Annotated in this window: 23 protein-coding genes; 6 read left to right on the top strand and 17 right to left on the bottom strand. The window is 32.7% G+C overall.

Annotated elements, in window-relative coordinates; genetic code table 11:
• Position 1 precedes the first annotated feature (1 nt).
• The 14 genes from Q4Q34_RS05785 to Q4Q34_RS05720 form a co-directional block, all read right to left on the bottom strand.
• Positions 2-367, bottom strand: a complete 366-nt coding sequence (locus Q4Q34_RS05785) for a response regulator transcription factor (RefSeq protein ID WP_303316314.1) — start codon at positions 365-367, stop codon at positions 2-4.
• Positions 360-728: an Hpt domain-containing protein gene (locus Q4Q34_RS05780; RefSeq protein ID WP_303316313.1), complete on the bottom strand. Its 369-nt coding sequence runs from the start codon at positions 726-728 to the stop codon at positions 360-362. The genes Q4Q34_RS05785 and Q4Q34_RS05780 overlap by 8 nt, the downstream gene beginning before the upstream one ends.
• 252 nt (positions 729-980) lie before the next feature.
• A complete protein-coding gene (locus Q4Q34_RS05775) occupies positions 981-1,910 on the bottom strand; it encodes a DUF3078 domain-containing protein (protein WP_303316312.1) in 930 nt (309 codons plus the stop codon).
• Positions 1,911-1,975: 65 nt separating this feature from the next.
• Positions 1,976-2,482 (bottom strand): DUF2480 family protein, encoded by a 507-nt coding sequence (locus Q4Q34_RS05770; RefSeq protein ID WP_303316311.1) that lies wholly within the window; start codon positions 2,480-2,482, stop codon positions 1,976-1,978.
• A gap of 95 nt (positions 2,483-2,577) precedes the next feature.
• Positions 2,578-2,904, bottom strand: a complete 327-nt coding sequence (locus Q4Q34_RS05765) for an SUF system Fe-S cluster assembly protein (RefSeq protein WP_102756453.1) — start codon at positions 2,902-2,904, stop codon at positions 2,578-2,580.
• Positions 2,905-2,971: 67 nt separating this feature from the next.
• Positions 2,972-3,394 carry a SufE family protein gene (locus Q4Q34_RS05760; protein WP_303316310.1) on the bottom strand — a complete coding sequence of 141 codons (423 nt, stop codon included), beginning with the start codon at positions 3,392-3,394 and terminating at the stop codon, positions 2,972-2,974.
• 131 nt (positions 3,395-3,525) lie between these two features.
• Positions 3,526-3,954, bottom strand: coding sequence for a hypothetical protein (locus tag Q4Q34_RS05755; protein ID WP_303316309.1), 429 nt, complete (start codon positions 3,952-3,954; stop codon positions 3,526-3,528).
• Between the two features lie 44 nt (positions 3,955-3,998).
• Positions 3,999-5,213 carry an aminotransferase class V-fold PLP-dependent enzyme gene (locus Q4Q34_RS05750; RefSeq protein ID WP_303316308.1) on the bottom strand — a complete coding sequence of 405 codons (1,215 nt, stop codon included), beginning with the start codon at positions 5,211-5,213 and terminating at the stop codon, positions 3,999-4,001.
• A 142-nt stretch (positions 5,214-5,355) separates the two neighbouring features.
• Positions 5,356-6,669 carry a Fe-S cluster assembly protein SufD gene (gene sufD, locus Q4Q34_RS05745; RefSeq protein ID WP_303316307.1) on the bottom strand — a complete coding sequence of 438 codons (1,314 nt, stop codon included), beginning with the start codon at positions 6,667-6,669 and terminating at the stop codon, positions 5,356-5,358.
• A gap of 154 nt (positions 6,670-6,823) precedes the next feature.
• Positions 6,824-7,576, bottom strand: a complete 753-nt coding sequence (sufC, locus tag Q4Q34_RS05740) for a Fe-S cluster assembly ATPase SufC (RefSeq protein ID WP_303316306.1) — start codon at positions 7,574-7,576, stop codon at positions 6,824-6,826.
• 9 nt (positions 7,577-7,585) lie between these two features.
• The gene (locus Q4Q34_RS05735; protein ID WP_303316305.1) at positions 7,586-7,927 is read right to left on the bottom strand and encodes a hypothetical protein; all 342 of its coding nucleotides are present in this window, start codon (positions 7,925-7,927) and stop codon (positions 7,586-7,588) included.
• A 169-nt stretch (positions 7,928-8,096) separates the two neighbouring features.
• A complete protein-coding gene (gene sufB / locus Q4Q34_RS05730) occupies positions 8,097-9,542 on the bottom strand; it encodes a Fe-S cluster assembly protein SufB (RefSeq protein WP_303316304.1) in 1,446 nt (481 codons plus the stop codon).
• 52 nt (positions 9,543-9,594) lie between these two features.
• The gene (locus Q4Q34_RS05725; RefSeq protein ID WP_303316303.1) at positions 9,595-9,975 is read right to left on the bottom strand and encodes a four helix bundle protein; all 381 of its coding nucleotides are present in this window, start codon (positions 9,973-9,975) and stop codon (positions 9,595-9,597) included.
• A gap of 31 nt (positions 9,976-10,006) precedes the next feature.
• Entirely contained in the window at positions 10,007-10,336 is a 330-nt protein-coding gene (locus Q4Q34_RS05720; protein ID WP_303305822.1) for a HesB/IscA family protein, read from the bottom strand.
• Positions 10,337-10,750: 414 nt separating this feature from the next.
• Between Q4Q34_RS05720 and Q4Q34_RS05715 the strand changes: the two genes are divergently transcribed.
• From Q4Q34_RS05715 to Q4Q34_RS05700, 4 genes are all read left to right on the top strand, one after another.
• Positions 10,751-11,572 (top strand): IS982 family transposase, encoded by an 822-nt coding sequence (locus Q4Q34_RS05715; protein ID WP_330444595.1) that lies wholly within the window; start codon positions 10,751-10,753, stop codon positions 11,570-11,572.
• A 137-nt stretch (positions 11,573-11,709) separates the two neighbouring features.
• Complete coding sequence (locus tag Q4Q34_RS05710) at positions 11,710-15,258, top strand: RHS repeat protein (protein WP_303318946.1); 3,549 nt, start codon at positions 11,710-11,712, stop codon at positions 15,256-15,258.
• 12 nt (positions 15,259-15,270) lie between these two features.
• Positions 15,271-19,752: a DUF6443 domain-containing protein gene (locus Q4Q34_RS05705; RefSeq protein WP_303318945.1), complete on the top strand. Its 4,482-nt coding sequence runs from the start codon at positions 15,271-15,273 to the stop codon at positions 19,750-19,752.
• A 6-nt stretch (positions 19,753-19,758) separates the two neighbouring features.
• Positions 19,759-20,262: a hypothetical protein gene (locus Q4Q34_RS05700; protein WP_303318944.1), complete on the top strand. Its 504-nt coding sequence runs from the start codon at positions 19,759-19,761 to the stop codon at positions 20,260-20,262.
• 83 nt (positions 20,263-20,345) lie between these two features.
• Here Q4Q34_RS05700 and Q4Q34_RS05695 read toward each other — a convergent pair whose 3' ends face one another.
• Complete coding sequence (locus Q4Q34_RS05695) at positions 20,346-20,597, bottom strand: helix-turn-helix domain-containing protein (RefSeq protein WP_303318943.1); 252 nt, start codon at positions 20,595-20,597, stop codon at positions 20,346-20,348.
• Positions 20,598-20,684: 87 nt separating this feature from the next.
• Between Q4Q34_RS05695 and Q4Q34_RS05690 the strand changes: the two genes are divergently transcribed.
• Positions 20,685-20,870 carry a hypothetical protein gene (locus tag Q4Q34_RS05690; protein WP_303318942.1) on the top strand — a complete coding sequence of 62 codons (186 nt, stop codon included), beginning with the start codon at positions 20,685-20,687 and terminating at the stop codon, positions 20,868-20,870.
• A gap of 114 nt (positions 20,871-20,984) precedes the next feature.
• Here the strand turns inward: Q4Q34_RS05690 and Q4Q34_RS05685 are convergent, their stop codons facing one another.
• Together Q4Q34_RS05685 and Q4Q34_RS05680 are read right to left on the bottom strand one after the other, a co-directional pair.
• Positions 20,985-21,236, bottom strand: coding sequence for a hypothetical protein (locus tag Q4Q34_RS05685; RefSeq protein WP_330444594.1), 252 nt, complete (start codon positions 21,234-21,236; stop codon positions 20,985-20,987).
• A 107-nt stretch (positions 21,237-21,343) separates the two neighbouring features.
• Entirely contained in the window at positions 21,344-21,583 is a 240-nt protein-coding gene (locus Q4Q34_RS05680) for a helix-turn-helix domain-containing protein (protein ID WP_303318940.1), read from the bottom strand.
• Between the two features lie 183 nt (positions 21,584-21,766).
• On the opposite strand from Q4Q34_RS05680, the gene Q4Q34_RS05675 reads away from it, so the two are divergent.
• A complete protein-coding gene (locus Q4Q34_RS05675) occupies positions 21,767-22,117 on the top strand; it encodes a hypothetical protein (RefSeq protein WP_303318939.1) in 351 nt (116 codons plus the stop codon).
• Positions 22,118-22,287 lie beyond the last annotated feature (170 nt).

The raw sequence follows: 22,287 nt of genomic DNA, 5'->3' as shown, positions 1-22,287 counted from the left end.
ATTAGTTTAAAAGCCTTTTTACTCTAATTATTAATTCATTAGGACTAAATGGTTTGCCCATAAAATCGTTGGCTCCCAGATTAAAAGCCTTGATAACCATTTCTTCTTGACCAGCAGATGAGAATACAATAATAGGTGTATCCGAATCTAATTTTAAGCGGACATGACTTATTACCTCCAGCCCGCTAACAAACGGCATCATAATGTCTGTTAAAACTAAATCTGGTGTTTCTTTTTCGATTAAATCCAGAGCTGTCCTACCGTCTTCTGCCATAAATAATTCGTATCCCTCTTTCTCCAATCTAAATTTCAATAACAATGAAAGTGTAGAGTTGTCTTCTGCTAAAACAATTTTCTTTTTAGTCATTATTGATTGATTTAAGTTCGGTTATTATTTCTCTTTTTACTTCTTTAAAAAGAGTTAAACATTCATTAACAAGTGGTGCGGTAGTGTCTAAGTTTTGTTTGTTTTTAAAATTAGACTCTAATTGAAGTATTATCGATTCTAATTTAAAGATGCCAAACATGCTTATGTTCGGTTTTATCTTATGGGTGGCTTGAAAAAGTAAATCCCATTTTCTTTTTGGAAACTGAGATGTTAAAACTTCTATGTATTCATCTATAAGTTCAAGAAATAGCTCCATTATTTCTTTAATAATGAAATCATCATTAAAAGTACTTTCTTTTAGTACATCTAAATCAATGTATTTATAATCCGATTTTACCATAATCTCTCACTTAATTGGATTGATTTTTCTTTCAAATTTAAATGCAATATATAAAATTATATCGATTAAATGCAAAAAAATACGACAAAATGATTAATTAAGTAGGAAATAAATGAATAAAATGTAGTCTTTGTCTTCTTGGTTTGGTGCTCGGTTTTTAAGAAAAACCAATGCATACTATAACACAAAAAAATGCGCTTTTTATTTTAAAAAGCGCATTTTTTCTATATATGATATTTGCTTAGGTAGCTTTTAGAACTTGTAGTTTAGTCCAAACATCCAATAACTTTGTAAGTCATTATCAACATCTTCAAAAGAAGTTGCAGTAGGGGGTGTTTGTGCCAAAGCATAATTAAGTGCTTCTTGTTTATTGCTTCTTAAGCCAAAATCAAAACCAACACCGATCATTTTCCATAAGCTATAGCCAAAAGAGTTTGTCCATGTCCAGTTTGATAAGTTTGAACTTTCATAACTTTGGAACATTGAAAGATTTGTTTTAAAACTAATGGCTTTTATTTGCCTAGTATAATCAACAAGGATTTTAGCTCCTAAAGAAGATTCAAAAACGGTGTCTTCTTTACTAAAAACAAAGTTGTAGTTTCCAGGGTGTACTACCACAACCATATCTTTTATTGGTGTCCAGGTAACACCAACACCTAAATCTAAGTACCCAGGATCGTTAAAATTACTTAATATAGTCGTTCTGTATTCACCCAATCCGGAAAGTGCAAATTTATCACTCAGTTTATATCCATATAAAGAGGTAATGTTAAAAACATCTGTTGCTTCCTGAAAGGAGTCACTATCTGTGGGATCGTCTTTATCGTCTAATTTTACCCAAGATAAGTTTACATTAATACCATTTCTCCAAAAGAATTTTTCTTTATTTAAATTAGCAAAAGCATTTACAGTAAAACCAATGTTTCCTGAATTGTTATTTGGAGTTCCTTGCGCATACCAGTTTTCAAAACTAGATATACTACCACCAATAGTACCAAAAGCACCTTTTTTCCATCCAGGTAAAGCATCAATTTTTGCCTGTATGGCATCAACACGTCCTTGAATTGCTGCAATAGAATCTTTTTTGGAGCCTTGAATTGCTTTTAATTCTTCTAAAGTTTCTTGTGCATATATTGAAGTGATTCCAATAAAAAAAATAAATAATAATGATAGGTTTTTCATGTTTAGTTTATTAAAATTTTGAATTAATAGTTAGACACTTTTTTGCAATTTGGTCACAGGTTAAGTTATTTGTTTTTGTATAGTGGGACAGAAGAGCAAGCTTCTCCATACATAATAGATTTTACATAGGGCTTTAGTTTATTAGCAAGCATAATGTAAGCGTTTTGTGGCACTGGTTTTTTGGAACACCCTTTTATAATGACAGGTTTGTCTTTAAATTCGGTAATATCAAGTTGGTTTAAAATGTCTTGATAAATAGAAGATTCCAGTGTTTCTAAATCACCAATAACGACCTTTTTTGCAAAGGGTTCTAAGTGAATGCTAAGAAGCATATATGCCCATCCTGGAATAATGGCATCGCTACTGCATGTTAAAGCAATATAGCTATCTTGATATTGACTCCAATCAAACTCTAATGCTTGGCGCCTAAAGTCTTTTTCACGCAATACGAAACCATCAAACAACCAGTCTTTAATATCGAAAAGCACACGTTGTCCTTCAGGATAATAATCTTCTAGGTCGATAGTTATTAACTTGCTATTCGCTACGCGATTTATAATCTCGTCTTTCAAAAAATATAAGCTATTAAGTTATTTGATTTTTTATCTGTTGCATTGATCACGGAACGCTGCAACTGCATACTGAACACTGAGACTGCTAACTGAGTTTAAAGCATTCCCAATTCCAGTTTAGCTTCTTCGCTCATTAATTCCTGAGTCCAAGGTGGATCGAATGTAATTTCAACTTCGGCACTTTTTACATCGTTTAAAGATTTTACCTTTTCTTCAACTTCCAATGGTAGTGTTTCTGCTACCGGACAGTTAGGTGTCGTTAAGGTCATTAGGATTTTTACATCGTAATCTTCATTAACAAATACATCGTAAATTAAACCTAATTCGTAAATATCAACTGGTATTTCAGGGTCATAAATGGTTTTTAAGACATTTACTATTTTTTCGCCTAGGGCATTGGTATCTATTGTTGTTTCGCTCATTTTTATAAAAGTTTATGGGTTTATAGGTTTAAGAGTTGTTTGCGAAATAAACTGTTAAACCTATAAACTAGTTTAACTGTGTTTGGTACGCTATGGCGTACATTTTAAGTTGTTTTACCATGCTTACCAATCCATTGGCTCTTGTGGGAGACAAATGTTCTTTTAAACCAATTTTATCGATAAAATCAGTGTCCGCGTCAATAATATCTTTTGGGTGCTGATCTGAAAAAGTACGTATTAAAATAGCGATGATGCCTTTTGTGATAATAGCATCACTATCTGCTGTAAAAGCTATTTTATCGTCTTTCATTTCGGCATGTACCCAAACTTTACTTTGGCAACCTTTAATAATGTTGCTCTCCGTTTTGTATTGTTCTTCGATTAAAGGTAAATCTTTACCTAAATCAATCATATATTGATAACGTTCTTCCCAATCATCAAACATTGAGAATTCGTCTATAATTTCGTTTTGTATGTCTTCAATAGTCACTAGTTACAATTTTAATTTGTCTCCCCAAGCGCAGTCGAGAGGTCGTTTTAATAAAAGTGTTTTTTTAATAGATCTCGACTGCGCTCGATCTGACATATTGTTATAATACAAAAATACAACAAGAAAGTTTTCTATTCAATGTTTTCTGAAATAGATAGTATTTCTTTAACAAGTCCTTTTATTTCTTCTGGCGGATTTCCATGATCGAAAGCTTGTGTTTCATAAGTGGTGCCATTGTAAATTACTTTTAATCTTGCGATAGCTGCTCCGTCAAAAAAGCGATCTTCGGAAGGTGCTTTTAGAGTCGATATATTTTCAACATTAATAAGCTTAAGTGCTTCTAATAACATGTTCCAATGTGCTTCGCTACATGTTTTAGATGTAGGTGTCGTGTCTCTTTTGTCTCCAACGAAAACATTCTTTTTGTTGATTTTAATGTTTTTGTAAAAAGCTCTCGATTGGGCTGAATATTCAAATGAAATAGCTTCTTGATCTATTTTAGATTCTGAACAACGGTTGTCGACAAAAACAAGAGACAGCAGTATAAAAAGACATTTCATAGGGTTTAATTTTTATAAGCGTATTACAAAAAAGAAGCCAGGATTTAAGAGAGCATCATTTTTGCTTTTCTTACACCTTCAACTAATATATCAATCTCTTCCTTGGTATTGTAAAAAGAAAAAGAGGCTCGAACAGTTCCTGGAATTTTATAAAAATCCATAATAGGTTGCGCACAATGGTGTCCTGTACGAACGGCGATTCCTAATTTATCTAAAATAGTACCAACATCGTAGGGGTGTATATTCTCTAAATTAAAAGAAATTACAGAGGTTTTGTTTTTAGAGGTTCCATATATTTTCAAACCATCTATAGCCAATAATTTTTCTGTAGCATAATCTAACAAGTCGTTTTCGTAAGCTGCTATTGTGTCAAATCCAATACCATTCATGTAATCTATAGCGGCTCCAAAAACAATACCTCCAGCAATATTTGGTGTGCCAGCTTCGAACTTATGAGGTAAATCGGCATAGGTCGTTTTCTCAAATGTTACTTCGGCAATCATTTCTCCTCCTCCTTGATATGGGGGTAATTTTTTAAGCCATGCTTCTTTTCCATACAACATACCAACACCAGTTGGACCACACATTTTATGTGCTGATGCTACATAAAAGTCAACATCTAAAGCTTGCACATCTGGTTTTATATGTGGACATGCCTGGGCGCCATCAATTAAAACGGCTGCACCAACTTGATGTGCTTTTTCTATAATATATTCAATAGGATTAATGGTTCCTAAAGCATTTGAAATATGATTTACAAAAACAAGTTTTGTGTTTTCGGATAGTAAATTGTCGAAGTCGCTCATCACCAATTCTCCATCTTCATTCATAGGAATGACTTTGAGAATGCTTCCAGTGCGTTCGCAAAGCATTTGCCATGGTACAATATTACTATGATGTTCTAAAGCAGAAACCATAACTTCATCTCCTTTTTTTAAGAGTGAAGAGAAGCCGTTTGCTACTAAATTAATACTATGTGTTGTTCCGGATGTTAGTATAATTTCATGCGAAAACTTAGCATTAAAGTGAGCTTGTATTTTATGACGTGCTTGTTCGTATAAATCGGTTGCTTCCTGACTTAAGGTATGTACACCACGATGAATGTTGGCATTGTAGTTTGAGTAATAATCTACGATGGCATCAATAACTTGTTGTGGCGTTTGTGATGTAGCTGCATTATCGAAATACACTAATGATTTACCATTAACTTTACGTGAAAGAATGGGGAAATCTTTTCTTATGTCTTGTACGTTGAACATGGCTTTTTGTTTAGTCTCGATAATTGTTTTTGATTCTGTTTACGATTTGAAGTCTTTAATTTACTTAGGAAAGGCCTTTTCGACTGCGCTCAAAGTGACATTAGGTTATTATATAGTTTTGGATGCTGAAAATAACGCTGTACTATAGATCGAATCCTATATTAACACCTAGTTTATTCGCTATAATCTTTGTAATACGTTGTTTCATTTCTGGAATTTTAACCGAACTTAATACGTTATTACTAAAAGCGTACATTAAAAGTGCTTTGGCTTCTTTTTCTGGAATACCACGAGAACGCATATAAAACATAGCACTTTCGTCTAATTGTCCGATGGTACACCCATGCGAACATTTAACGTCGTCTGCAAAGATTTCGAGCTGTGGCTTGGTGTTTATGGTTGCTTTATCGCTTATTAAAATATTGTTGTTTGCCTGAAATGCATTGGTTTTCTGAGCTTCTTTTTCAACAATAATCTTCCCATTGAAAACACCTGTTGAATTTTCTCCAAAAATACCCTTATAGTCTTGATGACTTTCGCAATTAGGCTCTATATGATGTACTAATGTATTATGGTCTACATGTTGTTTTTCACCAATAATAGTTACCCCTTTTAGAATAGAATCAATACGTTCTCCTTCTTGAAAGAAGTTTAAATTATTACGTGTTAATTTCCCTCCAAAAGCAAAAGTGTGAACAGATGCTACACTTTCTTTCTTTTGTTTTATAAACGTATTATCTATTAACGATGCGTTAGAATTATCGTTCTGAATTTTATAGTAATCTACAATGGCACGTTTATTTGTGAAAATTTCGGTAACACTATTCGTAAGAACTGGGTTGTCGTTTAAATTTTGGTGACGCTCGATAATCTGTATGTGTGAGTTCTCATCAACTACGATTAAATTTCGAGGTTGTAACATGGTTGCGGATTCATTTCCTGTTGAAAAATGCAAGATCTGAATTGGTTTTTCAACCATTTTATTTTTTGGAATATGAATGTAGGCACCTTCACTTGAAAATGCTGTGTTTAATGATGATAGACTATCTTTTGTCGCTGCTTTGTTGAAATAATTTTCAATTAAAATACGATACTTAGGTTTTGTAAGTGCCGATGACATTAAGCAAACATCCATACCATCATGGGTGGTTTGCGATAGGTGAGACGAATATTTACCATCGATAAATACAATTTTATAGGTATCTATATCGTGGATAAAATATTTTTTAATGTCTTTATATTCTATAGCATTTTCTTGTTGAGGGAATACGCTATAATCTTCTTTTAATATTTTATTTAAAGAGGTGTATTTCCAGGCTTCTTCTTTTTTTGTTGGAAAGCCTTTTTCTTCAAATACTTTAATGGCATCGTTTCTTACATCGTGCACATAGGTGTCAATGTCTACTTGATTTTCAAATACTAAAAAGGATGATAATAATTTTTCTTTTAAATCCATTTTCTCAGTCTTCAGTGATCAGTCTTCAGTAAGCAGTCATAAGCGTTACCAAATCTGTGTAATTTATTACTGTTTTATTTTGAATAGAATAGTAAGAGTAATCAGGGTTTGAGTAAGCAAAACTGCCAACTGCTAACTGAATACTGCGGACTAGCTATGCGTTTACCTCTTCTTTAATCCAATCGTAACCTTTTTCTTCAAGCTCATGAGCCAGTTCTTTTGTTCCAGATTTAACAATTTTTCCATTGTATAATACGTGCACAAAATCAGGAACGATATAGTCTAATAAACGTTGGTAGTGTGTAATAACAACAACAGCGTTGTCTTTGCTTTTAAGTTTGTTTACACCATTTGCAACAATACGTAAAGCATCAATATCAAGACCGGAATCGGTTTCATCAAGAATTGCCAATTTTGGTTCTAACATAGCCATTTGAAAAATCTCATTACGCTTTTTCTCTCCTCCTGAGAACCCTTCGTTTAATGAACGAGACAAAAACTTTCTATCAATTTCTAAAAGCTCAGATTTTTCACGAATTAATTTAAGCATGTCTTTAGCAGGCATGTCTTCTAATCCTTTGGCTTTTCTGGTTTCATTAATAGCAGTTTTCATGAAGTTGGTCACAGAAACACCAGGGATTTCAACAGGATATTGAAATGATAAAAACACGCCTTTGTGTGCACGTTCTTCGGCAGCTAATTCATCAATATCTTCACCGTTGAATTCAATATTGCCTTTAGTTACCTCATATTCTTCTTTTCCTGCAATCACTGAAGCTAATGTGCTTTTTCCAGAACCGTTAGGCCCCATGATGGCATGTACTTCTCCTGCTTTTACTTCAAGGTTAATACCTTGTAAAATGCTTTTATCTTCAACACTTGCGTGTAAATTATCAATTTTTAACATAGTTTTTATTTACTTCACTAGTTTTACAACGTTATCTTCTTTATTTGGTGCTGTTACGTCTAAAATTTCAACAATTTCAACTTTATTTTCCCAAAGTATTTTTTCGTCTTTTTGGTTTGTAATCCGTCCTCTAATCTCAACAGAAACCATATCTGTAGGTTCCGATTTAAAAGTTTCGGCTTTTTTGTTTAACTCATGCATTTTATCGGTAATTAAAACACCATAAATCTCATTTTGAGTTTGTAATACAGCAGCACCGTCATAATAAACAAATTCACCTTTTATTATTTCACTTTTTTCACAGCTTACGAATATTGTCAGAATTGTTACGATAAAAAATGCTTTTTTCATTATAAAATTTGGTTTTAATTTGATAAGACACTTCGACTGCGCTCAGTGTGACATTTCGTTAAAATTTATCTTAGTACTTAACAAGAGCTTATTTATTATTCTTTAAGGTTTTGGAATATTCAGTTAAGGTGAGCGAACTGCAAACTGTGACTGAATACTGCAAACTGTTTTACCCAACACTTCCTTCTAAACTTATTTCTAATAATTTTTGAGCTTCTACTGCAAACTCCATAGGGAGTTTATTTAAAACTTCTTTACTAAACCCGTTTACAATAAGAGCAATAGCTTTTTCTGTATCTATACCACGTTGGTTACAATAGAAAATTTGATCTTCACCAATTTTACTAGTGGTTGCTTCGTGTTCTATTTTAGCGGACTTATTTTTTGCTTCTATATAAGGAAACGTGTGTGCTCCACATTCATTTCCCATGAGTAAACTGTCGCATTGCGAAAAGTTACGTGCGTTTTCTGCTCTGGAATTAATTTGAACTAATCCACGATAACTATTTTGTGATTTTCCAGCTGAAATTCCTTTTGAAATGATAGTTGATTTGGTGTTTTTTCCCAAATGAATCATTTTGGTTCCGGTATCAGCTTGTTGGTAATTGTTTGTTACTGCTATAGAGTAAAATTCTCCTACAGAATTGTCACCTTTTAATATACATGATGGGTATTTCCAGGTAACAGCAGAACCTGTTTCAACTTGTGTCCAAGAGATTTTTGCGTTTTTCTCACATAAACCACGCTTGGTTACAAAATTGTAAACGCCTCCTTTACCCTCTGAGTTGCCAGGGTACCAGTTTTGTACTGTTGAGTATTTAATTTCAGCATCGTCTAGAGCAATGAGTTCGACTACAGCTGCGTGTAATTGGTTTTCATCTCTACTAGGTGCTGTACAGCCTTCGAGGTAACTTACATAACTGCCTTCGTCTGCAATTACCAATGTTCTTTCAAATTGCCCAGTACCTGCTTGGTTGATTCTAAAGTATGTTGATAATTCCATTGGGCATTTTACTCCTTTAGGGATGTAGCAAAAAGAACCATCACTAAACACGGCACTATTTAAAGCAGCATAAAAGTTGTCTTTTTGGGGCACGACAGTCCCTAAATATTTTTTGACCAATTCTGGATGCTCTTTTATAGCTTCAGAAATACTCATAAATATAATACCTTTTTCTCCTAAGGTTTTCTTGAATGTTGTTGCTACTGAAACAGAATCTACAACGACATCCATAGCAACACCGGCAAGTTTTTTCTGCTCGTCTAAAGAAATACCCAGTTTTTCAAAAGTAGCTAATAACTCAGGATCTACTTCATCTAAACTATCGTATTTAGGTTTGCTATTTGGTGCAGAATAATATGAAATACCTTGAAAATCTGGTTTTTCATAACGTACATTTGCCCATTCTGGTTCTGTCATTTCTTTCCAAACGCGAAAGGCCTCTAATCTCCAATCGGTCATCCATTGTGGCTCTTCTTTCTTTTGGGAAATAGCACGTACAATATCTTCATTTAAACCATTAGGGAATGTATCTGATTCTATATCAGTATAAAAACCATATTCGTATTCTTTGGTTTTAAGTTCTTCCCTTAAATCGTCCTCTGTGTACTTCATAGTTCAAAATTCCTTATTCAAAAATTCAAAGTTACAAGTATTGATCTTTATACTAGCTTCCTTTGTAATCACTTTTTAATAAATAATTCATAAAAGCTCCAATCATTTTACTTAATGATATGGTTTGTTCTTTAAGCTTTTCAAATTCTTCTTTTGTTGTATAATTTCTATCAAAAACTCTATATAATTGAGATCTTGTTTCTCCACAAGATGCTTTTGCTATTGATAAAAATTGAATAAATTCTCTATTTCCATTACGTTCAAATCCTTCAGCAATGTTGTCCATAACTGAACCTGATGAACCATCTATTTGTCCATATAGTTTATAATCTGTTCTTAAATCGGTTCTCAAAGCTAATTTGTTAATGTCATCACACAAAATTCTTGCAAGCTTCCAAATCTCTAAATCTTCAAACTGCTTAACGGTTGCCATACTTTGAATTTAAAACTTTAAACTTTGAATTTTAAAGTGAAAATGATTCTCCACAACCACAAGTGCGGTTTGCGTTAGGATTGTTAAATACGAAACCTGTTCCGTTTAATCCTCCGGAATATTCAAGTGTTGTTCCGATTAGGTATAAAAAACTTTTTTTATCAACGATAATTTTCACATTATTATCTTCAAATACTTTATCGTCTTCTTTACTTTCTTTATCAAATTTCAGATCATAAGACAGCCCGGAACAACCGCCACTCTTAACACCTACACGTACGTAGTCTGTAGAAGGATTGTAGCCATCATCAGTCATTAATTCAATAACTTTCTTTTTAGCTGTTTCAGAAACTTTTATCATATTATTTTTTAGTTTAGATTTAGAAATATGTTCACAATAATTTAATTAAGACAGTTTCTAAATAAAGTACAAATATACAATATAAGTCATGGATTACCATATAACCTAACATTATATTAGTATATGGGTTTATAGGTTTTTTTTATGGATTTTGAGAGATTATGAGCTTATCTATCTTTCTAATATCTTTTTATGGTATTCTGTTTACAGAAAGTAAGGTTTTACCTTACTTTCGATAAGGTTTCTACTCTGATTAAAACATAAAACTTTAAAATATTGAATTTCAATTGTTTATGATTGTTTGTGATTGAAATATGTTAATTTGTTTTTTATTTAATTAACTCAAGTTTCCTAAAATAAGGAGCAAATTAAGATTTGATATTTTTGAGTTGCGACACAAAAAAATCACTCAAAATGCTCCAAGACAAAGTTATAGGAATCTATTGTATAATAGACGATATTCTAAAAGAAATGAACCATAAAGAACACAACAGTAGAACATTTAGTGATAGCCAAGTATTGACTACAGCTCTTGTTGCTGCAATGTACTTTAATGGCAATCAGAGTTCGGCACTTTCTTATATGAAAAGTCATGTCTTTTCTCATACGCTTCGTAAAAGTGGCTTCACTAAGCGCTTACATAAAATCAAAGATTTAATGTTATTACTGTTTTTTGAAATAGGAAGAGTTTTCAAATATATCTATTGTGAGATGGAATATATTATAGATTCTTTTCCTGTCAAGGTATGTCACAATATTAGGATAAAACGTTGTAAGTTACTTCAAGATGAACAGTTCAGAGGCTATAATGCCTCAAAAAGAGAGTATTTCTATGGTCTTAAAGTACAACTCGTAACGACTAAAGACGGTATTCCTGTAGAAATGTACTTTGTTGCTGGTAAAGAACACGACTCTCAAATCTTACAACGTATGCATCACGATTTACCACCAGAGAGTTCTCTGTATGGTGATAGTGGTTATACAGATTATGAGATTGAAGACCTTTTTGAAGAAGTGGAGCAAGTGCATTTACAAATCACTAGAAAATCCAATTCAAAAAGAAAAGATAAACCTTATATGGCTTATATAAAGGAAACTATGAGAAAAATCATTGAAACCTCAATAAGTCAGATATGTAGTCTTATGCCAAGAAGAATCTGTGCGGTAACAACCAAAGGTTTTATCATAAAACTCATTCTCTTTGTAATGGCGTTTCAAATGAAACACCTAATTTAGAAATAGGAAACTTGAGTTAATTATTTGATTTACAGGTTTTTGTAAAATATTTTTAAACCTTATTAAAAGTAAGGTAAAACCTTACTTTTAATTTATAAAACGTTCTTAATTTCAAAGCGTACAAAAACCATAATATTATGAGTATACGTTTTTTATATCTGATTTTTTTATTTATAATAAGTCCAACAATTGCACAAGAACTTCCAGAGATTATTACTCCAACACCTGAAGCTGCTACATTGGGAAAATATGGCAATACACCTGTTAGCAAATATACTGGTGTACCACAAATATCTATTCCTTTATATACCATAGTGGAAGGTGATATTTCTGTGCCTATTACATTAAATTATCATGCAGGAGGGTTTAAAGTTCAAGAAGATGCTACATGGGTAGGCTTAGGTTGGTCTTTAACTCCAGGAGGAATGATATCTAGAGACCCTCGAGGAGGTTCAGACCAGCTAGGGAATTTTGGAACTCCATTTGGGGAATGGGGACAAAGTAACATCTTACCTGAAACATTTGTTTCTTCATCAATCAATTCTAGTTATAATCTTTATGGTATTTCCAGAGTATTTAGAGGGATAAGTCATAAAAGTTTATCTGAAATAGGATCTTATTTCTTAGGTTCAGGTGCTAATCCAGCGATATACAATCATTTCAATTTTCAGGCAGACCACTTCAACTATTCTTTTCCAGGAGGATCGGGAGAGTTTTATAATAAAGACAATTACAATTTTGTAAATAAATCGTTAAGTCTTGTAAAAATTGAAGAGGGTACTACGTTGGACAATGCATATTTTAAAATTACGAATACAGATGGAACCATTTATAAGTACGGTAACAGGTCCTTTTCAAATAATTTAGGAGGTGTAGAACAAAGTTCAACGTTGAGTTCAGGAGGAAATAGTACTGGTTATTTTCCAATGAATTGGTTTATGACTAATATTACTTCAAAAAATGGAGATAAAGTTGATTTTTTTTATGAAAATACAACACTTAACGATATAACTTATTCAACAGTTTCAACAAAGGTGAGTAAAGTTTATTTTCCTGGGCAAACGAGTAACTCTGGAAGTCAACCTTCTGGTGTCGCCTCTGTTGAATCGCAATCTATGACTCAAAAATCAGTATTGAGTAAAATAGAATTTACTCAAGGTTTCATAAAATTTATCGTTAATGATAATTCTAATCCCAGAGAGGATATTAAAGGAAATGGTGCTAAGAAACTGGAAGCAATAGAAGTTTATAGATATTCCAATTCGGGAACATCAATTTTACACAAGAAAATCGAGTTTGAATATTCTTATTTTGATGCTAATACTTCAAACCCCTCATATGTTCCCTCTTTATTCTTCTTTGATTCTCAAACTAACCTTAAAAGGTTAAGATTAGATAGAATTAAAGAATATGGTAATAACTTGAATGCTTCCCCTAAGATTCATGAATTTGAATACAATAGCATACAACTCCCTCCCAAAACATCTTTTAGTGTTGATAGATATGGATATTTTAATAACACACGAAATTTCACTTACTTACCTAAGCAGACTATTTTAGATATACCATATGCTGGAGCTGATGTAGAGCCAAACCCCAATGTTGTAGATGCCTGTCTTTTAGAAAAAATTACCTACCCTACTAAAGGAAGTACAACGTTTAAATATGAGCCTAATGAATATGCTGTAGATTATGTAAATAAAGAGACTTCTGTTACTACTAGCTCAGAATACAGTGGAGGTTACAACAATAGTACTTACTACCAAGAAGCGAACTCTTTTACTTTAACCGAACAGAAAGTAGCAGCAATAGATATTTTATTCTTAAGTAGAAATAGTTCCTTTTCATCTTCTGATTTATATGTGAGTTTAACTAAAAATGGAGGGGGTTATGCTGGATTGTGGAATTTTCAAAGTGGAAGTAGTAGTGCTCCTGAAGATGCTTATTGTGAAATTCAAACAGAACCTGGCGGCAATGGTAGTCCCTTAGCTGAACAAAACTGCTCATTCCAAATTTTTGTTACGCTACCAGCGGGAACATATACTATTGTAACTCATAATGACATTGATGATATACAAGATAGGATTGACGCGAATAGTAGTAATGAGCCTGCAACATGGATACAAACAGCGGGTAATGTTCTTAGTATAGCTAAGGCAAAGATATCATACAATTACCGTGACTATAATGATAGATCAGAAATTGGACCGGGAGTAAGAATTGCAGAAATTATAAACAAAGATTATGATGGTACAACAATTGAACGCAAATTATTTAATTACACAAAAGTCGATAACAATGACGTAACCATTCCTTCGGGTGTCCTATTACATAAGCCCATTTACAATTATTGGATTCATGAAGTTCGGGAGAATTATATGCCAAGTGCTCCTGGAAGCCCCAGCTTTTACTCAGATTTTTTGAAGTATTATAGAACTAATACTTCAAAAAAATCATTCTCTACTTCTGCTAATGGTAAAATGTTAGGTTATAGTGTTGTCACAGAAACTAGCGTAGATTCATTAAACGTAGCCAATGGCAAAATTGTTTCTGAATATTATAACTATATAGACGATAGTGGTCTTGGTGGGCATTCTCATGGACCTCAAAATTTTCCTAGCCTTAGCTCACCATTAAATGGACTTTTACAGAATGAAAAAATATATAAGTTTTATGGAGGTGATTTTTCGATAGTAGAAAGCACAAATTTTGATTATAAGCTTTACCAATCTAATACTGCGTGGTATGGTATCCCGTATCCTTTTATTCTAACTCAAATTGGAGGAAATGGAGGAAGTGGCAATTATTATCACCCATTGGGTAATTTTACTTTCCCCGTATGTTTATATCCAGAAGTTTCATCTTTTGTAGACTTAAACTCTTCAACTAAAAAAGTTTATGATACGGGTGATGAAAATAATCCTATCTCTATTACTACAAATTATATATATGATAATACTCAGTTGTATTCTAAGAGTACTGTGTTTTCAAATAATAAAACGCAATCAACATATTACTATTATCCATTATCAAGTTCTTATTTACCTATAGCAGCAACCAAGCCGTCATGGGTTGTTTTTCCTCAGCAAATGATAGACAAAAATATGGTAGGGAGCCCAGTTACCACTGCTATAGCAATAGATGGCACTGTGATTTCAAAAAGTACAACCGATTATAAACTTTGGCATCAAAACTCTCCGTCTACTGTAGAGGATGATATTGTGATGCCTGAAAAAATCAAAATTTCAAAAAGATCTCTGCCGATGGAGGATAGAATTGTTTATCAGAATTACGATACACAAGGCAAACCTTTGGAAGTTTCCAAAAAAGATGGAACGCCTATAGTTTATATATGGGGTTATAATGAACAGTTTCCTGTTGCTAGGATAGAAAACGCAACATATGCATCAGCTATAGCTACTTTAACATCTAATGAATTGACTGAGGTTAAAAACGGAACGTATAATCAAAATACTATGATGACTACTCTGAATAAGATCAGGACAGGGTTGCCCGATGCCATGGTCACCACCTACACTTACGATCCCCTGATAGGAGTAACCAGCGTCACCGATCCCAAAGGCTATACCATGTACTATGAATATGATGATTTCAATCGTTTAGAGTTCGTAAAAGATGCAGATGGCAATCTATTAAGCGAAAACGAATACAATTACAAACAATAAACCATGATAATTATGAAAAAGTTACTATATATTTTAGCTGTAACTTTTGTTTCATCATTAGCAATGGGGCAAAGCATTACCGAGAACTACATAAAAAGCACCATTTACCGTGTAAAGACACAAGATGGTATTACCAAAACAAATACCAGTATCAATTTAGCAGCAAACGATAAAATAGAATCCGTCACCTATTATGATGGATTGGGAAGACCTATACAAAGTATAGCAAAACAAACAGGAGGTAATAGTGAGGATATTATCACCCATATGGGATATGATGAATTTGGAAGGCAAACCAAGGAGTATTTACCATTTGCAGAAGGTAGTGGAAGTTTGAATATAAGAACAGGAGATGTAGAATTGGCAACACAAAATTTTTACAATACACCAAAATACGAAAACACTTTAAACCCTTATTCAGAAAAGCATTTAGAAGCCTCACCATTGGGTAGGATTCTAGAACAAGGTGCGCCAGGTGCCGATTGGGCAGTAGATACAGCAAATGATACCGACCATACCATTAAATTTGAATATACTACCAACACAGTAGATGACTATGTAAGACATTTTAATGTATCCTTTCCAACAGGAAATACCGAAGCCCCTCAATTGGTGGATGAAGATGTTTATGCCCCATCAGAATTATATAAAACCATTACCAAAGACGAGAATTGGCAGCCAGGACAAACCTATCCTAACGATCATACCACAGAAGAGTATAAAGACAAACAGGGTAGAGTTGTATTAAAACGCACTTATGATGCTGGAAAATGGCACGACACCTATTATATCTTTGATGATTTTGGGAATTTAACCTATGTATTGCCGCCAAAATTGAATACGTATAAATCGATCATTCAAAACTATCTAGAACGACCAAGCAAATACTATAATATTACTAACGCCTATGTAAATTCCAATTACACTTCTACAGATATTTATGTTTACATGACAGATGATAGTGGAAAAATTTATTTTTCTATGGATGAAAGTGGAATCCCCAATTCTCCTTTAAAAACAGGAAAAATTGTAAAAATAGATTACGCTCTGCCTTTACCAGATATGGATCTTGGTGAAATAGAATATTACGATTATGATAATGCTGATCGGTTAATTTTAGGAACCGCCTATATCTCTAATGGGGATTTATATTTTAACTCTAATGGGACTGTTGTACCCACTTATGGTGAATTTTATTTTACAGGAAATTTAAATAATTCACAAGCTTCATTCAGCCCCAATAGTATCACACAAAGCGATTTAGATACTTTAGGCTATCAGTATAAGTACGATCATAGAAACAGATTGATAGAAAAGCGGATCCCTGGTAAAGGCTGGGAGTATATCGTGTATAATAGGTTAGACCAACCTGTATTAACTCAAGATGCTAATCTAAGAGATGACAATAAATGGTTATTCACCAAATATGATGCTTTTGGCAGGGTTGCTTATACAGGTCTACATACACAATCGAGTGCTATCAATAGATCAACAATGCAAAACCTTGCAAACAATATTTCTACCTATTCTCAATTTGTTACCAAAACGAACTCAGCTATTTCTTTGGGAGGGACCAGTATTTATTATTCTAATGATGCAATACCTACAGGTATATCAGAAATATACACCGTCAATTACTACGACAACTACACTTTTGATAAGGCATCAGGGAACTCAGAGGATTCATATGGTGTCACACCAATAATCAACGCAAAAGGTTTAGCTACCGGAAGTAAAGTAAGAGTTTTAAACACTGATGATTGGATAACCACTGTAAATTATTATGATGATAAATCCAGACCCATTTATGTATATAGCTTTAACGATTATTTAAATACTACAGATAAAGTAAAAAGTAAGCTAAGTTTTACAGGGCAAGTTTTTGAAACCACCACGACACATTCCAAAACAGGGCAAAACACCATCACAACAACTGATTATTTTGATTACGACCATGCTGGCAGATTAATTAAGCAAACGCAACAAATTAATAGTAACACAGAGGTTATTGCAGAGAATCATTATGATGAGTTCGGGCAATTAACCAGAAAAGGCGTTGGAGGCAAAACAGCACAAGGCAGGTTGCAAAATGTAGATTACACTTATAATATTAGAGGTTGGCTAAAAACCATTAACAACCCCACCAATTTGCATGAAGGATCCGATTTATTTGCATTTGGTTTAAATTATAATAATCCACAAGGCCCCACAACATCAACAAGCTATAATAAACCATTATATAATGGTAATATAAGCCACGCCTTTTGGAAAACTGATAATATAGATAGTGAACTAAGGCATTATACTTACAATTATGATGCTCTTAACAGGTTTACAAAAGCTTATTATGCAGAAAACCATAGCTTTAATCGTAAATACAATTCGTATATTTATAAATATGATCGAAACGGAAATATAGAAAAACTTAGTCGTAACATGCAAAACCCTAATAATATCAATCATAATACTGCTATGGATAATTTAACCTATGCATATAATGGGAATCAGCTATGTAGCGTAACCGATTCTTATGGACTTTCCGCAATAGGTGTAGAAGGCTTTAAAGATGGTAATACAATAGGTGATGATTATATGTATGATGCTAATGGAAACATGATTGAAGACAAAAATAAAGGTATTACCTCTATTTCATATAATCATTTAAATTTGCCTACTCAGATTACCATTTTTAATGATATTCATGACGGAACTATCCAATATATTTATGATGCTAATGGAATAAAGTTAAAAAAGACGAAACATAGTATTTTGCAAATGCCAAAAACAACTTTATACTCTGGCAATTATATCTATGAAGGAGAAGCGGATAATGAAACTTTGAAATTCTTTAACCAACCTGAAGGTTACGCAGAACCTGATGCTTCTGGTGGTTTTGATTATGTATACCAATACAAGGATCATTTAGGGAATGTAAGGTTAAGTTATAAAGATAGTAATGGTGATGGTTATGTAACTGGTGGATCCAGTACTGTTTTCTATGATAGTCTGGATAATAATAGTAGTAGCGGTTGGGATAGTGTTGGTGCGCTATATGGTATTTCTGCTCAGTTAGACAATGAGCATTCGCTGTCTGGAGATACGTCAATAAAGATACATGCCAATTCCGAAGGTAGTTTTTATGCCCACTCCAATGACTGGATTCCGATAAATAATTCAGTAGCTACAGATTATATATTTTCCGGATGGTTTTATGCAGAAACCTCAGGTCGTGATAATGGTTCTTGGGTATCATTGTCTTTCTTTATGAATGAAGATACTGAAACAGGATATTTTACTGAAGTTTCAGAAGTTCATCATATTTATACTAAGGACCGGTGGGTTTATTTAGAGCAGCGTGTAACGGTTCCGACCAATATTGATAAAATAAACCTCAGAGTCAATATATATAATAATGGTTCTACCAGTCCCACAAGTACAGCATGGTTCGATAATTTAAGCATTCGTAAAGCTAACGATCCTGCAACGGTTGAAATTTTAGAAGAAAACAACTACTATCCTTTTGGACTTAAACATAAAGGGTATAATTATAATATTAATGGAGTAGAGAATAAATATCATAAATATAATGGTAAAGAATATGAAGAGGCTTTAAGCTTAGATATGTATGAATTTGATTGGAGAGGATACGATGCTGCAATAGGTAGATTTAACACGGTTGACCCATTGGCTGAATTATATCCACAGTTGGATAAATCACCATATGCTTTTGCTTGGAATAATCCAATAGTATTTAATGACCCTTCAGGCTTATGTCCAGATTGTCCAGACCCTTCTACAGCTAAAGAGAATGATATTTATACTATTGCAAATGGAAGTCAATATATATTTAATGGAACTGAATGGGAAAGATATACGGTTGAAGAATTAGATGAAGTCGTTGTAGTTGGAACTTCCGGGGGTAGTAGTAATAACAGTAGTAGTTCTGGAGAAGTTTCTCAAGGATTTGTTGGACCGGGGTTATCACCGATTGTTCCACTTCCGGGGACTCAACCAGTACCAACTCCAACTGCACCAAAAGTTGGACCGGGTGGCGGTGGAAATGTTGGATTAGCTGTACTTTTATGGGCTATATTAGTAGATACTGCACCTCATCCAGATGAAACAGCTAGAGTTTTAGACCCAGATGATTATACAAATAAACCTAGAGACGAAACATCTGTAATGAGGTTTCAATTTCAACAAGGTACAACAAACATAGCTTCAACGGTTGCTCGTAATTCTGCTGAAACAGGTGTAACTGTAAATCAAGCTCAGGTAGGACTCGACCAGCTTTATAATCAACAATATAGAAAGGTTATGACTAGTTTTGTGGCAAGAGCAGCACTTAGTAGATTACGTAAAAAAGTTAATGCTGCTAGACCTTATGGGGTTATAGCTGGTACTAGAACAACTTTACAAGAAAAATTTATTTATCAAGGAAAAGTTTATAGATTTGATGCAGAAAGTATTATTGGGCACAATTTAAGGCAATAACAAACAATGAATATAGAAGTTAAAGAATTAATAGACAAAGCAAAATTGGTTAACGACCATAAAGCTATGATGTCAGCTTTAACAAATTTGGGTTTATTAATAGAAAGGCATACTCAAGATAGATATGCAGATGATAGTTATCATATTTTATTTGGTAATGATGATTTATTTAATCTGAAACTTACTAATGAAGATACAAATAGTATTGTTCACTTTTTATTTTACCATATAATAAATATTAAGATTCATCCCATAACAGTTGCTTGGTGTCTAGGTAAATGTTATAACTATGATATATATGATGGCATTAAAAGGCTTTTAAAGTTATATAGTTACGATGATGATATTTGTGAACAATTATTGTTTTCTCTTAATGCACTTTATGACCCAAGAGAAACATTTGAGGATATTGCAAAAATTTTAGAGGAACCTATCAAGAGTATCCCTCTTCCAAAGACAAATGAAGTTTTGAGGGAAAATTTTGAAATTCTAAATTATGATGAAGATTAAAATCTAAACCATATCTAAATATACATTAAGAACGAGTGTACATATAGTGCGCTCGTTTTTTTATGGAGTAATTTAAGTTAGTGCTATATATCTATATCAAAAAACTCTTTTAAAGGAACTTCTAAGGCTATTGCTAAAGCAGATATAGTAACTACATTTGGAGTAACAACAGCTTTTTCAATCTTATATAAATACTGCCTGTCTTTACCAACTAATTCAGCTAATTGAGTTTGAGTTAACCCCTTCAGTTTTCTCAAATAGCGAACTCTTTCACCAACCTTAATAGGAATAGATTTCTTTAATTCATCAATCTTTTTTTCAGATAGTTCAATCATATTGTAAAAGTCCAATATGATTAAAACTTATTTGTAACCTTAAATAGCTACATTTTTATTATATTTGAACCACCAAATCAAAATATTATGACAAAATCTACTGCAAAATCCACCGAAAATGAAAACTACTGGGGGTATATTCTTTTTTCAGCAATAGCCTTAATTTGTACCTTAAACTCAGGCTATATCTATCACTGGTTCACTAATGATAACTCCATAAATAACAATAGAACCAAACGAATAAATAATCCATTCCATATCACACCCCCTTAAAACATGATATGGTAATCAAATGAAATAAATGAATGAATGAATAATATTCATGTAAGCTAAAAAAAGAAACGAGTGTACAATATGTGCGCTCGTTTTTGTTTTGTATAGAGATTTCTATTCCGTAGGCTTGGTTATATTTTCAATATAAAGCTTTAATTCGTTTAAAGATGGTTGTTTGATGTCGTTATTCTCTTCATTTATTTTTTTAAATGAATCCTCATCAAAAACACTTAACTCATTTAAAACATATACTTGCCACATATACAACAATGATGCGTATCTATTTGGAGTTGGATTGAAGTATATAGGAGCATTATGATAACCAAGTATTTTTCTAAAAAATATTACGGTATGGTCGTATATCAATTTTTCCGCTAGGTAGCTCTTTTCCAATATCTTTCAGATACATTCTAAGGTTTGTAAATTCAAATTCTACGTCTGAACATTCTTCTTTAGTAAGCATTTCAAGTAGGTTATATATCAAGAAAATCTTTAGTTTCTACATCAATAGCATCCGCAAGTTTTTTAGGAGTAAGTAAAGTTGGATTTTGTCTGCCATTTTCTATACTAGACAAATAAGGTTTATCCATGTCTAATTCAGTACAAACTTCTTCTTGAGTTAGTTTTTTCTCTTTTCTAATACTGGTAATTTTTTTACAAACCGCTCTGCGAAGTCTGTGACTTCGTAGCCCCGCCCAGATATAGTATATCACTAGTGCCAGTTTGTAACTGGTACAGTCAAGAGTAAGAAAAAAACAAACTAAGAAGCTTCACTATTCATAATTTTACTTATATTTTTATTTAACAATAGTTAAATTTAGTACAGGCTAAAGAAAAAAGACGACCCAGTTGATTATAGAAGCCCAAGTGCACATATAAAAATAAAATAAAATTTAATGAATTATACATTTGATGACGAAATAGCAAACAAGTTTAGTTACGATTCTAAAAATAAAGAAATCAAGGTTTATTTTGATAATTATTATAAAAACAAAGTGGAATTTAACTCTCCATGTGTTTTAATTATAAAAAAGTGGAATAAAGCATTTAGCAAATTGTTTGGTGATGAAAAATTTGAACCTTTAGAAGTTTATTTGGGTGTTTTTAGTATTATATTGAACATGGAAATTAGAGGGGATGAGTTAAAAATGTCTATAAATACAATGGATGATAGATATTTAGAACTATTATTTGTCACACCAAAAATATCTATCAAATTAGATGAAACTCATTTTTCTTTGAATTAGTTAATATAACATTCCAAAACCACCGTGTCCATCATTTAAAAATATAGCCAAATTCACAGGTTAAAAATCGTAAAGTGAAAACAGTAACATGGACACCATAAACATAATAAATAGATATTAAAACAAACGAGTGTACTTAATGTACGCTCGTTTTTATATGTAGGCTTATT

The sequence above is a fragment of the Flavivirga abyssicola genome, assembly GCF_030540775.2.
GTDB lineage: Bacteria > Bacteroidota > Bacteroidia > Flavobacteriales > Flavobacteriaceae > Flavivirga > Flavivirga abyssicola.
The sequence above is the reverse complement of the archived record's forward strand: the minus strand, read 5'-3'. Positions and strand labels throughout refer to the sequence as shown.